The sequence below is a fragment of the Pseudidiomarina halophila genome, assembly GCF_003987215.1.
GTDB classification, from domain to species: domain Bacteria; phylum Pseudomonadota; class Gammaproteobacteria; order Enterobacterales; family Alteromonadaceae; genus Pseudidiomarina; species Pseudidiomarina halophila.
On record NZ_PIPW01000001.1, the window covers coordinates 836,897 to 850,277 of the forward strand.

At 51.3% G+C, this 13,381-nt stretch carries 11 protein-coding genes; 3 read left to right on the forward strand and 8 right to left on the reverse strand.

Annotation, left to right across the window (positions count from 1 at the left end; genetic code table 11):
* Nucleotides 1-35 precede the first annotated feature (35 nt).
* Both CWI69_RS03975 and CWI69_RS03980 read right to left on the reverse strand, forming a co-directional pair.
* A complete protein-coding gene (locus tag CWI69_RS03975; protein WP_126762079.1) occupies nt 36-458 on the reverse strand; it encodes a CBS domain-containing protein in 423 nt (140 codons plus the stop codon).
* Nucleotides 459-516: 58 nt separating this feature from the next.
* Nucleotides 517-1,551: an isoaspartyl peptidase/L-asparaginase family protein gene (locus CWI69_RS03980; protein WP_126762081.1), complete on the reverse strand. Its 1,035-nt coding sequence runs from the start codon at nt 1,549-1,551 to the stop codon at nt 517-519.
* An 87-nt stretch (nt 1,552-1,638) separates the two neighbouring features.
* On the opposite strand from CWI69_RS03980, the gene sbcB reads away from it, so the two are divergent.
* Both sbcB and CWI69_RS03990 read left to right on the forward strand, forming a co-directional pair.
* A complete protein-coding gene (gene sbcB / locus CWI69_RS03985; RefSeq protein WP_241971021.1) occupies nt 1,639-3,156 on the forward strand; it encodes an exodeoxyribonuclease I in 1,518 nt (505 codons plus the stop codon).
* On the forward strand, nt 3,140-4,759 hold the full coding sequence (locus tag CWI69_RS03990; protein ID WP_126762082.1) for a GMC family oxidoreductase: 1,620 nt from the start codon (nt 3,140-3,142) through the stop codon (nt 4,757-4,759). Before sbcB ends, CWI69_RS03990 begins: the two co-directional genes overlap by 17 nt.
* Before the next feature lie 17 nt (nt 4,760-4,776).
* On the opposite strand, the gene CWI69_RS03995 is transcribed toward CWI69_RS03990, so the two are convergent.
* The gene (locus CWI69_RS03995; protein ID WP_126762084.1) at nt 4,777-7,119 is read right to left on the reverse strand and encodes an efflux RND transporter permease subunit; all 2,343 of its coding nucleotides are present in this window, start codon (nt 7,117-7,119) and stop codon (nt 4,777-4,779) included.
* Between the two features lie 7 nt (nt 7,120-7,126).
* A complete protein-coding gene (locus CWI69_RS04000; RefSeq protein WP_198678877.1) occupies nt 7,127-8,272 on the reverse strand; it encodes a WD40/YVTN/BNR-like repeat-containing protein in 1,146 nt (381 codons plus the stop codon).
* A 246-nt stretch (nt 8,273-8,518) separates the two neighbouring features.
* Here CWI69_RS04000 and CWI69_RS04005 point away from each other — a divergent pair, with 246 nt between their 5' ends.
* The gene (locus CWI69_RS04005; protein ID WP_126762088.1) at nt 8,519-9,880 is read left to right on the forward strand and encodes a DUF1329 domain-containing protein; all 1,362 of its coding nucleotides are present in this window, start codon (nt 8,519-8,521) and stop codon (nt 9,878-9,880) included.
* A 160-nt stretch (nt 9,881-10,040) separates the two neighbouring features.
* Here the strand turns inward: CWI69_RS04005 and CWI69_RS04010 are convergent, their stop codons facing one another.
* Genes CWI69_RS04010 through CWI69_RS04025 form a run of 4 tightly spaced genes read right to left on the reverse strand, consistent with a single transcriptional unit; the run spans nt 10,041 to nt 13,377 of the window.
* Nucleotides 10,041-10,907: an NAD(P)-dependent oxidoreductase gene (locus CWI69_RS04010; protein ID WP_198678903.1), complete on the reverse strand. Its 867-nt coding sequence runs from the start codon at nt 10,905-10,907 to the stop codon at nt 10,041-10,043.
* A gap of 15 nt (nt 10,908-10,922) precedes the next feature.
* Nucleotides 10,923-11,822 (reverse strand): diacylglycerol/lipid kinase family protein, encoded by a 900-nt coding sequence (locus CWI69_RS04015; RefSeq protein WP_126762092.1) that lies wholly within the window; start codon nt 11,820-11,822, stop codon nt 10,923-10,925.
* Nucleotides 11,812-12,588, reverse strand: coding sequence for a methyltransferase domain-containing protein (locus tag CWI69_RS04020; RefSeq protein ID WP_126762094.1), 777 nt, complete (start codon nt 12,586-12,588; stop codon nt 11,812-11,814). Before CWI69_RS04020 ends, CWI69_RS04015 begins: the two co-directional genes overlap by 11 nt.
* Before the next feature lie 6 nt (nt 12,589-12,594).
* The gene (locus CWI69_RS04025) at nt 12,595-13,377 is read right to left on the reverse strand and encodes a Nif3-like dinuclear metal center hexameric protein (protein WP_126762096.1); all 783 of its coding nucleotides are present in this window, start codon (nt 13,375-13,377) and stop codon (nt 12,595-12,597) included.
* Nucleotides 13,378-13,381: the final 4 nt, after the last annotated feature.

Here is a 13,381-nt window from a genome sequence, read left to right on the forward strand (position 1 = left end):
GAAAGGCCAGAGTTTACCAGTGTCGCGCCAGCTTGTTAACGGCGTCGGTAAGAATCGAGGAAATAGCAGTCAATAGCGCCGAGTATATCGGTGCGCGAAATAACCCCAACCAGCTGGCGGTTGTCATCATCGAGCACCGGATAGACCTTTGGCTTTTTCGCATCCATACGCTGGGCGATGTCAGTAATAGAGTCACCGGCGAAAACACTTAAAACTTCACCTTTGAACATACAATCGCCAACATTAGCCGACATTTCCTTATGATAAGTATCGCGCAGCATGGTCGCGAGGCAATCCTGCTCAGACAAAAAGCCGATTACACGCCGTTGGTCATCAACCACAGGACCGCCACGCTGGCGAGTCTGCAGTAATCTTTCCACAGCCACCTCGATAGGCATTGTGGCCGTAAAAACAGCCGGACGACGATTCATAAAATCAGCAACTTTCATCGATTCCATAATTACCTCGCTTTCGCTTACCGCAAACCAAACGCGTTATGCCTTAAGCTAATTATAGTCAATCTTTATAGATCGCAACCTCAGCTTCAGCGTTGCCGACGCGACTGGCCCGATACATCCCTTCAGTATTAAACGGCATGTGCACGTTACCCTCAGCATCAAGGATAATTACGCCACCCGTGCCGCCAGCGGGAAGTAGAACGTCATGAATAACCGTATCGCCTGCAGTTTCTACCGACTCACCTAAGTATTTCACCCGGCTACAGATATCTGCAGCAACATGGTAGCGAATGAAGTATTCACCGTGGCCGGTCGCGGAAACTGCACAGCTAGCATTATCGGCCCAAGTGCCGGCGCCAATAATTGGTGAGTCGCCAATACGTCCATAACGTTTTGCCGTCATGCCACCGGTTGATGTTGCCGCACTCAGATTACCGTACTTATCAACCGCGACCGCACCCACGGTGCCATACTTGTATTTCTCATCGAGTTCTAAATAGGCTTGCTTATCGGCAACGCCAAGTTTTTCCCGCGCTTGCTCAAGTTGCTGGTAACGATGCTCGGTATCAAAATAATCATTGGGTACCTGCTCCAGGCCTTGTTCGGCTGCAAACTGCTCGGCGCCTTCGCCGCTCAACATCACATGTACCGAGTTTTCCATGACACTACGCGCCAGTGCAATTGGGCTTTTGATGGTCTTTACGCCGGCAACAGCACCAGCTTCAAGGGTCGCACCGTCCATAATAGAGGCGTCAAGTTCGTGCCCGCCATCAAAGGTATAAACCGCGCCAAGTCCGGCGTTAAACAGCGGCGAAGCTTCCATAATTTGCACCGCTGCGATAACCGCATCCATGCTGGTGCCGCCTTCGGCTAAAATTGCATGACCCGCGTTTAACGCTTCGGTCAGCTTTGCAGTGTATGCCGCTTCCTGTTCCTCGGTTAAATCTGCCCGGGTAATCGTACCGGCGCCACCATGAATGGCGATGGCAAACGTATTATCTTCAGTTGCAGACGATGCAAAAGCCGGTTGTGCGATGCTCAATGTGGCACTGACCGCCACGAGCGCTGCGGCAAGAGTCGAAAATTTAATCATATCGCTACCTTTTTTGGTTGAAATCTGGTTGAAATAACAGAGTCGTCATTTATCCTGCCATGCAGCAGGCTTAACTACTAGTTCTAAATGCGCGGTCGAGCGCAGCAATTGCGGCAGCTATCGCAATCAGGTAGTCTGATCTTCAGTTTTCCTTCAACACGTTACCTTCATATGAGCGAAGCAAGCTTTTACTGGCACGACTACGAGACCTGGGGCGCAAACCCGCAAGTTGATCGACCGGCTCAGTTCGCCGGACTGCGAACGACACTTGATTTTGAACCGCTACAGCGGCCACTGACGATCTACAGTCAGCCCACCCCTGATTTTTTGCCGCACCCGCAGGCTGTGCTCATTACTGGAATCACGCCGCAGCATGCATTAGCGCAGGGCATGAACGAAACCTCGTTTGCTGGCAAAATCGCGCAACAGATGAGTGAACCTAACACCACAATTGTGGGTTACAACTCTATTGCATTTGATGATGAAGTGACGCGCCATCTGTTCTACCGCAACTTTATCGATCCTTATGCACATACCTGGCAGCACAACAACTCGCGCTGGGACCTGATTGACGTGGTGCGCGCGTGTTATGCGCTGCGACCAGAGGGCATTAGCTGGCCTGAAAATGAAGCTGGACAGGTAAGCATGCGACTCGAGCATTTAACCAAAGCGAACGGCATCGATCATGGTCAGGCGCATGACGCTATGGCTGATGTTTATGCCACTATCGGCATCGCCAAACTGCTGAAAAAAGCCCAGCCGAAGTTGTTTGATTACGCTTATAACATACGCCGCAAACAAGCACTGAAACCCTTAATTGACTTAGTCAACTTTACCCCCATCGTACATATTGCCGGCTTCTATGGGGCCGACAACGGTTACCTCTCGCTAATCATGCCGCTTGGGTTTAAAGATGATAATCCAAATGCGCTGGTGTACTGGAACTTACGTCAGGATCCGCGCGAATTAGCGCAACTTAACGCTGACCAATTACAGCAACGTCGCTTCGCCCCACGCGAGCAACGCGATGCGGCTGGCTGGGGCGTCTACGGTGCGCAGCAGTTGCAACTTAATCGCTGTCCGTTTCTGGCACCGCGTAGCGTACTCAGCACCGAAGTTCAGCAACGTTGGCAACTGCCACTTGAGGAAATGTTAGCCCGCGCTGCCTGGCTGCAGCAACAACCGGAATTCCGTGAGCGATTGCTTGCCAGCACCGATTCCAATTTTCAGGACACGGGTCCGTTGGATCCTGAGTTGCAGCTTTATGCAGGCGAGTTCTTTAGCGACCAGGATCGCTCCGCCATGGCAATTATCCGGGCTACCGAACCTGAACAACTTGCTGCGCTGGAGCTGAATTTTTCCGACGCACGCCTACCGGAAATGCTGTTCCGCTATCGTGCGCGGAACTTCCCTGCCACCCTGAACGATACAGAACTTCAGCGCTGGCGGCAGTTCTGCCAGACACGCATGCTGGAGCCCTTGCCTAAAGCGCTGTCAGCGGAACAGTTCATGGTGGAATTAGACCAATGCGCGAGCTTGTACGCTGATGATGGCCGTAAGCAGCGTTTACTGAAAGACCTTTACCACTATGTCCAAAATCTCTGATGCGCGCTCTACATTTGATTATATTATCGTCGGCGCAGGCTCCGCCGGTTGCGTTCTGGCGGAAAAGCTCTCGCACGATGGCCGTTTCCGAGTCGCATTAGTTGAAGCCGGCGGCGATGGCACATCCCCTTTCGTAACCATGCCGGGCGGTGTCGCGCTACTATTGCACCACAAAGGCTTAAACTGGCAATTACGCAGTGAGGATGCCAGTTTGCGCCAGGGCAAGGGTCTCTATACCCCGCGGGGCAAGGGGCTGGGTGGCAGCAGCGCCATCAACGCCATGATCTACACCCGTGGCGCAGCCAGCGACTATGACAGTTGGGCAAAAGTAAGCAGCGCGGACTGGGCCTGGCAGGCACTACTGCCGCGCTTTCGCCAGCTGGAAAACAACCAACGCGGGGCCGATGCTTTCCATGGCGATCAGGGTCCCCTGCGCGTGAGTGATGTAGCACCCTACTACAAGGTATCTGAACGCTTTATTGACGCCGCTGTGCAGGCAGGGATCCCGCATAATCATGATTTCAATGGTGCTGACCTGTATGGAGTCGGCGCGTTTCAGTTCACCATCCATGAGGGCAAACGCTTTGGCGTGCGCCAGGCATTTCTCGAACCGGCAACGGAACGCAGAAATTTGTCTATCCTGACCGGGTCTCAGGTTGAACGGGTGGTGATTAAGCAACAACGCGCCACCGGTGTATTACTTCGCACCGGCGCAAGTAGCCACGAATTCATTGCTGCAAGCCGTGAAGTCATCCTTAGTGCCGGCGCGTTTCACTCACCCCAGTTGCTCATGTTGTCCGGCATCGGACCAGCTGACGAGTTGCACCGCCATGGCATTATTCCTATCGTTGACAGTCCTGATGTTGGCGCTAATCTGCAAGAGCACGTCGATATATTAGTGCACTATCGCAACCGCCAAAAAGACAGTATCAGTCTGGGTCCTGTCGGTCTTGCCAAACTGGGTTGGCAAACGCTGCGCTACTGGCGCAAGGGCGATGGCGCCATGGCACACCCGCCCGCGGAAGTCGGCGGCTTTTTACGGAGCTCAGCAGAGGTGACAACACCCGATATTCAGTTGCATCTGGTGCCTACCCGTTTCGACGATAGCGGCTACGACCTGCGGCCCGCGTTTGGCCATGGTTTTGCCTGCCATGCTTGTGTCTTACGGCCGGAAACCCGTGGCCGGCTTTATCTGCATAGTGCTGACGTTCGTCAGGCCCCCGGCTTCACTTATGACTTTATGCGAAACCACAACGATAGCCAGGTGTTGCTATCAGGGGTACGCCAAATTCGCGAGATCATGAATCAGCCGGCGATGGCGGAACATAACGGCGGTGAAGTGTTGCCGGGAGCAACACAGGATGAAGAACAGCTACTCGCGCAAATGCGCAAACACTGTGGACTGATTTACCATCCGACCAGCACCTGCCGCATGGGCAACGATATCAATGCGGTTGTCGATGCGCAGTTGCGGGTAAGAGGCGTTGACAGTTTGCGGGTAATTGACGCATCAGTGATGCCCACAGTGATTAGTGGAAATACCAACGCGCCAACTATGGTGATCGCAGATGCAGGTGCCGACCTTATCCTTGCCGACACCTGATCCTTTACCAGGTTTACTTAATGGATACGCTTGCCAAACCGCGAGAATAACCGCGCCAGCGCTGGAATCAATATCAATGCACCTAACATATTCCAGATGAACATGAAGGTTAACAAGATCCCCATATCTGCCTGGAACTTGATGGGTGAAAAGATCCATGTGGCTACGCCAATCGCCAGAGTTAGTCCCGTAAAGCCAACGGCCTTACCCGTACTATCGAGGGCATATTTATAGCAGTCATCCAGATGCATTCCACGCTCAAGACCTTCCTTCATCTTGGCGTAAATATAGATACCATAGTCGACCCCGATACCGACACCGAGCGCAATTACCGGCAAAGTGGCAACCTTAACGCCGATACCGAGCGTGGCCATCAGACCTTGACTCATAACTGTGGTTAGCGCCAATGGTAAAACAATACAAGCGACCGTGCGTAAACTGCGGAAGGTGATAAATACCAGGACAATCACTACGCCATAAACCCACAACAACATTTCGTACTGGGCATCTTCAATGACCGCATTGGTCGCCGCTTCAATACCTGAGTTACCAGCGGCCATCAGCAATTCCAGGCCTTCCTGCTGGTAATTCGCATTAAAGGTATTAACCGCTTCAACCACCGTCCGCAGCGTCTCTGCTTTGTGATCGTTAAGGTAAATTATGATAGGTGCCATGGAGCAGTCAGGGTTAATTAAGCCCGGAGGTGTCCGTCCCGTGTTTGCGTTAAGCACGTACTGGTTGCGGTTAAGACTAAACCACTTCAAGTTGCCTTCATTAAGCGCAAAAGAGCCCATTTTGGCTACATAGACGACGGATTTTACATCCTGCACACCTGGGGTATTTTCCATATGCCAGCTGAAGCGGTCCATGACCTCTAAGTTATCATAGGCGATGCATTGAGAAGGTTCAGTCTCCGCCATCACTACAAAAATATCCGTGCTGGAACTGTAGTTATCAACGATAAACTGGTTATCCAGATTATAACGACTGTCAGGGCGTAATTCCGGCGCGCCAGCGTCAAGGTCCCCTATCTTCAGTTGTTGCCCCTGAATAATCCCCCAGCTTAATCCGATGAGCGCAACAGCGAGCGCACTGTACGCCCATTTTGGCTGCGAAAAACGTGAGAACAAGGTCAGTACCGGGTGGTCTTCGTCACGAACACGCTCGCTATATCGCCGCCCGCGCTCAGAAATCCCAAAGTAGGACATCAAAATCGGCAACAAACCAAGGTTAGTCAGCACGACCACGGCAACCCCAATACTTGCCGCAATTGCCAGCTCTTGAATCACCGCAATATCAATGACCATCAGGGTGGTAAAGCCGATTGCATCGGAAATCAATGCAGTTAAACCGGCAATGTAAAGCGCGCGAAATGCAAGACGCGACGACATCAGCCGATTATGGCCCTCGACCCGATTGCTGCTCATCGCGTTGATGATTTGCACACCGTGACTCACGCCTATGGCGAAGACCAAAAACGGTACCAGCATAGAGTACGGGTTAATTCCGCTGCCAATCAGTTTGATGATGCCCAGCTGCCAGACCACGGCGATAATTGAGCAACCTAAAACGGCAAAGGAACTGCGCCAGCAGCGACTATAGGCAAACAACATAACCAGCGTGATAATGATGGCAATGAGGAAGAAAAGCCCAACCTGCATCGCTCCTTCGATCAGGTCGCCGATGATCTTTGCAAACCCGGTAATATGAATTTTAATATCATCGGATTGATACTTTTCCCGTACCCGATTTTCCAGTTCTTCGGAAAACGCCTGATAATCGAGGGGCTCACCGGTGTCTGGATTGATCTCATTCAACGGCACATAAATCAGTGCTGACTTGAAGTTATTGGCGACCAGGTTACCTACTTCACCCGAGCGTAATACGTTGGTTCGTAACTGTTCCAGCGACTCTTCTGAGGCATCCCAGTTATCAGGTATCACAGGTCCGCCGACAAAGCCTTCTTCGGTAACCTCACTCCAGCGGACATTGGGTGTCCAGAGGCTTTTTAACCCGGTTCGATCAACCCCCGGAATAAAAAACACTTCATCCGTGATTTCCTGCAAGGTCTTTTGGAAGTCGGCAGTAAAAATAGTGTCGTCGGTGGTTTCGACCGCAATCCGCACTACATTACCTAAACTTGCCAAATCATCGCGGTGTTCAAAAAAGTTTTGAATAAACGGATGATTGGTCGGGATCATTTTCATCAAGCTCGCTTCCGGGCGCACCTGACTTGCATGCCAACCTAAAAACACGGTCAGCAAGGCAAAAAGTACCACCCAAAGCGGTCGGAAATTAAAAATTAAGCGCTCGAGAAAAACGCTTTTATCTGCTTTTTTTTCTACTTGCTGTTCAGACATTGCGATTCTAGTCCTTCTCGGTTAGCGCACTGCTTGGCATTGATAACACGCCGCGTTGCCCTACGAATGTCAAATTACCATCTGCGTTAATAACCAAATCGGTTAAAACAGCGCCACTTTTATGGGTGTGTTCAACCAGTTCACCGTCCGCTGACAAATAGGCGACCACGCCGCCATTGCCAACGAAATATAAGCCGTCGTCAGGCGCATCAATAGCAGCGTTGATGTTAACCGGGTCTTCAAGTTTCACCTGGGTAAATGACTCACCCTGGTCTTCACTGACAAAGATATTACCTCGCAGGCCGTACACCCACAGACGCTCCTGTTGATCGATATACATCCCGAAAAACGAACCATAATAGGGTGAAGTTAACGTTTCCCAGCTTAGACCGCGGTCATCACTACGAAACAGCTGCCCTGCTTCACCGGCAAGAAATAGGGTATCACCCAGATTCTGTATTGCATTCAGATGAAAGCCATCGGGGTTCTCGATGCGGTCATCGCGGATTTGCCAGGATGCACCTCCATCATTACTGGAGAGCAGCGCTCCGTATGCCCCACTGACGATCAGCTCGTCGGCAGAAAGAGCAAGGACATCAAGAAAGGGCTTGGTCGGGCCTTCTTCTTGTGCGAAAACGGCGTTATCCAGCTGAAACAAAGCATTATCCAGCTGAAACTCCAGCTCCATTTGCTGTTCAGGATCAAGCTCATCGCTGGCGAGTTCAGCCTCGAGTTCGGCAACGCGCTCTTCATAATAAGCCAGTTGCAAATCAATATACTGAAAACCATCAAGCTGGCGTTCCCAGGTTTGTCCGCCATCGGTGGTCTGCAGAATCACGCCGTGATGACCAACCGCCCAGCCGATACTGTCATTGGCAAAGTCAACGCTGGTAAGAAATACACTGGTTGGTACGTCAGCCTGCTGCCAATCATCACTGCCGTGCTCACGGGTCACGATCACGCCGTAATCCCCTACTGCAACTTGCCGGTCAGCGGTCGTTGCAATCTCTGTTAACACCGCCGATGTCGCCTCAGGTGCAATCATCGCTGGTGCGTAGATAACGTCATAGTCGTCTACCGGCGCTTCCTGCGCTGCAGCAGCCAAGCTAAACGCCAGAGCCACTGCGCTTGCACAGACTCTAGTTCTTATCATGGAACCCTCTTGCTTTTTCTCTGTCTTAGAATTGTTATGTTTACTGTTGCAAATTTTTCCGAAGCCGTACATGCTATGGATAAATTCGTACAGGTCAAACCAGCTGCTACCTTACCGTGAGATGTTTGTAAACGCTAGTACCAGCTGGGCAATTAATTTAGACTCTTATTACTATAGCTTTAGACGATTAACTTTAGTAAAAGTACGTAAAGTAAAAGTACATAGAACAAACAAGGAAATCCAATCATGAATAAATTGATGCTGAAGGCTGGGGTTTTTGCGCTATCTGTTATTTCAGCAAGCGTGATGGCAAAAGTACCACCGGAAGAAGCGGCACGCTTAGGCCAGGATTTAACGCCTGTCGGTGCCGAAATGGCAGGTAATGCAGATGGCTCTATCCCACCCTGGACAGGTGGCTACAGCGTCGAACCTGAAGTGATAGGTGAAGCACCGGAACGTCCGGCGGATCCGTTTGCCGATGATGAAATTCTTTTCACCATCACCAAGGACAACCTTGATGAACACAAAGACATGCTTTCAGCGGGTCAGATTGCAATGTTCAGCAAGTACCCTGATTACAAAATGAACATTTACCCCACGCATCGTTCTGCGGCATACCCGCAAATCGTTTATGATGTGATTAAGCATAATGCATTAAATACCGAGTTAGTTGCCGGTGGTAACGGTTTAGAGGACTTCAGACGCCATATTCCGTTCCCAATTCCAAAGAGCGGTGTGGAGATCATCTGGAACCACATTACCCGCTATCGCGGCGGCGCGGTACAACGATTGGTGAATCAATTCCCCGTGCTTGAAGATGGTAATTTCGTACCCGTATTATTGCGCGAATCATTAGTGTTCCCTGAGTACCTGGAAAGTGGCCGTCAAGACGCTGATAACAATATTCTGTTCTATTTCTTACAGGAAGTTTTAGCGCCCGCACGACAAACCGGTACCGTACTGTTAGTACACGAAACCATTAACCAGGTTAAAGAAGGTCGCCGCGCATGGCTTTACAACGCCGGTCAGCGTCGCGTACGTCGTGCACCTAACGTAGCTTATGATGGCCCGGGTACAGCATCTGACGGTCTGCGTACTTCTGACGGTCTTGATATGTTCAACGGCGCGCCTAACAAGTACAACTGGGAGCTGGTTGGTAAGCGTGAAATGTACATTCCGTACAACAACTACAAGCTGATGGACACCAGCCTGGACTATGATGACATCATTAATCCTGGTCACATGGATCAAGACCTGGTGCGTTATGAAAAACACCGTGTATGGGAAGTTAAAGCCACGCTGAAAGATGGTGAGCGTCACATTTATCAAACCCGTCATATGTTTATTGACGAAGATACCTGGACTGCCAGCGTCATCGATCATTACGATAATCGTGGTGAACTATGGCGTGTCGCTGAAGCTTACAACACCCAGTTCTACTATCACGATACTCCGTGGATGGCAGCAGAAGCACTCTACGACCTGAACTCAGGCCGTTACATTGTGCTTGGCCTTGCGAATGAAGAATCTGAGTACATGGATTTTCATATTCAACCAGAGCGCAGTGATTTCACTACATCTGCATTACGCCGCATGGGTATTCGTTAAGAACACCCAGAGCGTTAATGGATAACAGTTATTGGTTAATAAAAACCCCGCATCAGCGGGGTTTTTTGTGGTGGAAGACAAGGTAGCCCGTAGTTCTACTACGGGGGAAACCCGCCGACACCGCAGTTGCTGAGAATTGAACCCGTAGTAGAACTACGGGCTACTTTTCCAACCGGGCGAGCAGACTTGAGGTGTCCCAGCGGCTGCCACCCATCTGCTGAACTTCAGCATAAAACTGGTCAACAAGCGCAGTCAGCGGCATACTCAGCCCGTTGCGATCTGCTTCAGCCAAAGCAATTTTCAGATCTTTACGCATCCAATCGACCGCAAAACCATGCTCATAGTGACCCTCCCACATGGTTTTATAGCGATTCTGCATTTGCCATGAACCCGCAGCGCCCTGACTGATCGCGCGAATCAGGGTATCCGCATCCAAGCCAACCTTACGCGCTAACTGCAGGCCTTCCGCTAAGCCCTGAACTACCCCGGCAATACATATCTGGTTCACCATTTTCGCCAGTTGTCCGTGTCCTGCCGGCCCCATGTACTCACGGGTCTTGCAGTAACACTCAAGCACCGCCTGGGCATCTTCAAAAGCTTCTTTATCGCCACCGATCATGGCCGTTAACACGCCATTAATCGCGCCCTGCTCACCACCTGAGACAGGCGCGTCAAGAAACACTGCGATGCGCTGATGGACTTCATCAGCTAATTCCCGGGCAAGTTCAGCTGAAGCCGTAGTATGGTCGATGACAATGGTATTTTCGCTGATGCTGGCGAGCAAGCCATCGTCACCATAGAACACGCTACGCACGTCATCATCGTTGCCGACACAGACCAACACCACGTCAGCTTCAAGCACTGCTTCACGCGGCGTTTCTGCCATTCTGCCGCCAAACTCATCAACCCATTGCTCAGCTTTTTTGCTGGTACGGTTGTAGACCGTTGTTGTAAAACCCTTGTTCTGTAAATGACCGGCCATGGGGTAACCCATAACACCCAGTCCAATAAAGGCACATTTCATAATGGTATCCCTTCTTTACTATTGACTACGAGGGCGCCGCACGGCCAGGCCGCCGACACAAATCTCTACTGTTACCGGACCGCGTAACTGCACACAATCGCCATCCAGTTCAATCAGGTTTTCGGAATCAGCAAAAGTCACGCTGGTGGCCTCCCGGAAATGTACCAGCCGACTTCGCTGCGGCTGTTGTCGCAGCAACCAGAACAGTACATTGAGTTGCTGCCAACGCGGACGCTTCGGCACACGCAGCAGAGCAAGCTGCTTCTGCGTTAAACTGGCATCAGGATACACCACAATGCCACCGCCTATGGTGCGGTTCACCGCGACCACCTGCAGCTCGTCATAACTAATCGAGCCGTCGGCTGCAGTCACAGCTATCCGACAACGGCGACTCGGTAACCAGAATATATAACGTAGCAAGGCCCAGAGATAACTGTATCGCCCTAACCAGCGTTTACTGAAACCTCCCTGTAAGTGTTGCAGTGCCAGGCTAATCCCGCAACCAGCGTGATTAATAAAATAATAGCCGTTAATTTTACCCAGCGATCGCTCAACCCGTTCACCCTCGTCTCGCAGTCGCCAGCGCCAGTTAGTAATTCCCAGTGCATAAGCAAAGTCATTGCCGGTACCACTTGGCACCACGCTAAGCTCGAATTTATGTTTCGCTGCTACCTGAGCGACGATATTAACGCTGCCATCGCCACCTATGACAACGCACTCCCGGGCGTCATGGTCGGCGGTATTAGCGCACCAGTCACGCAACTGTTCGATATCGTTTTCGCGCTCAGGCTGGCTGGCGATCAGGTGAATGGGGTTAAAACGGTAGTGCTGACTGAGCTGCTGCTGATAAATCTCCGCGTAGTTTCGAGCTCGCGCAGAATTCGAGTTGTAATAAATCGCCAGAGCTTTAGTCGGCATGACAGATTTGCCAGTGCTGGTAACGTCCTAATGCTGCAAAGGGAGCAGTTTGATTGTACTGCAGCTCAAGCCGCAACAGCTGTTCGAAACGTTCCGCAGCAAGCGGGTCGCGCAGGTAATCATGAAAACACCGGACTCCGGTCCGCTCGGTCACTTCGAGCTGGTGTTGTTTTAACCAAGCTGTCATTTGCGCAGGCGCAATCGGTTGCTGGGGGCTCATGCGCACACGTTTTTTTACCTGCAGGTTCGCTTCAACATAGTCAAAGTTACCAAATACCATATTCGCCATGAGTTTGGCGTCACGATTGTAAAACATCAGTGACAAACAGCCGTCTATGGCAAGCAAATGCTTAAGTAGCGGCAGCGCTGACTCAGGCTCCGCCAGCCACTCCAGTACCGCATGACACAACACCACATCAAACTTCTTTGCAGCAAGGTGCTCAGGGAGTTCCTGCAACGGCGCAGCGATATAAGTATACTGCTCCTGCAATCCTGCCTTACGATGATGACGTTCTGCCTCGGCCACCATATCCGGGGCAATGTCTGTGTGTATCACGTGGTGTCCATGACGGGCAAATTGCTGCGATAGCTGCCCTATGCCGCCACCAACATCAAGCACTGACAGTGGTTTTTTACTGGTAAATAGCGGAGCGAGATCACGCTCAAGTACAGCCAACCGTATCTTGCCTTTAGCAGTCGCGTAGATATTCTTAGCAAATTTATCGGTCAGGCCGTCAAAGCTCTGGTCTGTTGGTGGTTTGCTCATCGTCAGTTATGCCGGACTATCGACATCAATGAACTGATGATCTAAACCAAACTTTTCCGCCAGGTGCTCACCCAGCGCCTGTATGCCATAGCGCTCAGTGGCATGATGTCCGGCCGCAAAAAATGCGATGCCCTGCTCTCGTGCGCTATGTACGGTGGGTTCGGAAACCTCACCGGTAATAAACAGATCGCAGTCAGCTTGCGCTGCAGCATCAATAAACCCCTGTCCGCCGCCGGTACACCAGGCGATACGACGAATTTTTTGTGCTGGCTCGTGTACCGCACAGACCAAACTACGGCCCAATCGTGTCTCCAGTTGAGTAGCCACTTGTTCAACAGTTTCGTCGTGGGAAAGTTCGGTATACATCACCACGCCCTCCGGCTCGATTTCACTCAGTACTGAAGGGTCAGGCCAATCCATTAGCCGGGCCAGCTGCGCATTATTACCAAGCCGTGGATGCACGTCGAGGGGCAGATGGTAGGCAAACAAGTTCAGGTCATGCCGTAACAAGGTTTGCAGACGGCGCTTTTTCATACCTTTTACCGGCTGCGGCTCACCCTTCCAGAAATACCCGTGATGTACCAGAACTGCGTCGGCATCCACCATGACGGCACGTTCCAGTAACTCCTGACAGGCCGTCACCCCAGTAACGATTTTTTGGATCTGGTCGCGTCCTTCAACTTGCAGGCCGTTCGGACAATAATCACTGATTTTGTCGGTTGCCAGAAACTGGCGTAAATAAGCTTCTAATTGTTCACGTTCCACGAGTTTTACCTCTCGTTTTAACATTTTG

Bases quoted from the DNA above. Each gene is read 5' to 3' on its own strand.
- CWI69_RS03975 (WP_126762079.1), bottom strand. From the start codon at position 458: ATGGAATCGATGAAAGTTGCTGATTTTATGAATCGTCGTCCGGCTGTT.
- CWI69_RS03980 (WP_126762081.1), bottom strand. From the start codon at position 1,551: ATGATTAAATTTTCGACTCTTGCCGCAGCGCTCGTGGCGGTCAGTGCC.
- sbcB (WP_241971021.1), top strand. From the start codon at position 1,639: ATGCGCGGTCGAGCGCAGCAATTGCGGCAGCTATCGCAATCAGGTAGT.
- CWI69_RS03990 (WP_126762082.1), top strand. From the start codon at position 3,140: ATGTCCAAAATCTCTGATGCGCGCTCTACATTTGATTATATTATCGTC.
- CWI69_RS03995 (WP_126762084.1), bottom strand. From the start codon at position 7,119: ATGTCTGAACAGCAAGTAGAAAAAAAAGCAGATAAAAGCGTTTTTCTC.
- CWI69_RS04000 (WP_198678877.1), bottom strand. From the start codon at position 8,272: ATGATAAGAACTAGAGTCTGTGCAAGCGCAGTGGCTCTGGCGTTTAGC.
- CWI69_RS04005 (WP_126762088.1), top strand. From the start codon at position 8,519: ATGAATAAATTGATGCTGAAGGCTGGGGTTTTTGCGCTATCTGTTATT.
- CWI69_RS04015 (WP_126762092.1), bottom strand. From the start codon at position 11,822: ATGCCGACTAAAGCTCTGGCGATTTATTACAACTCGAATTCTGCGCGA.
- CWI69_RS04020 (WP_126762094.1), bottom strand. From the start codon at position 12,588: ATGAGCAAACCACCAACAGACCAGAGCTTTGACGGCCTGACCGATAAA.
- CWI69_RS04025 (WP_126762096.1), bottom strand. From the start codon at position 13,377: ATGTTAAAACGAGAGGTAAAACTCGTGGAACGTGAACAATTAGAAGCT.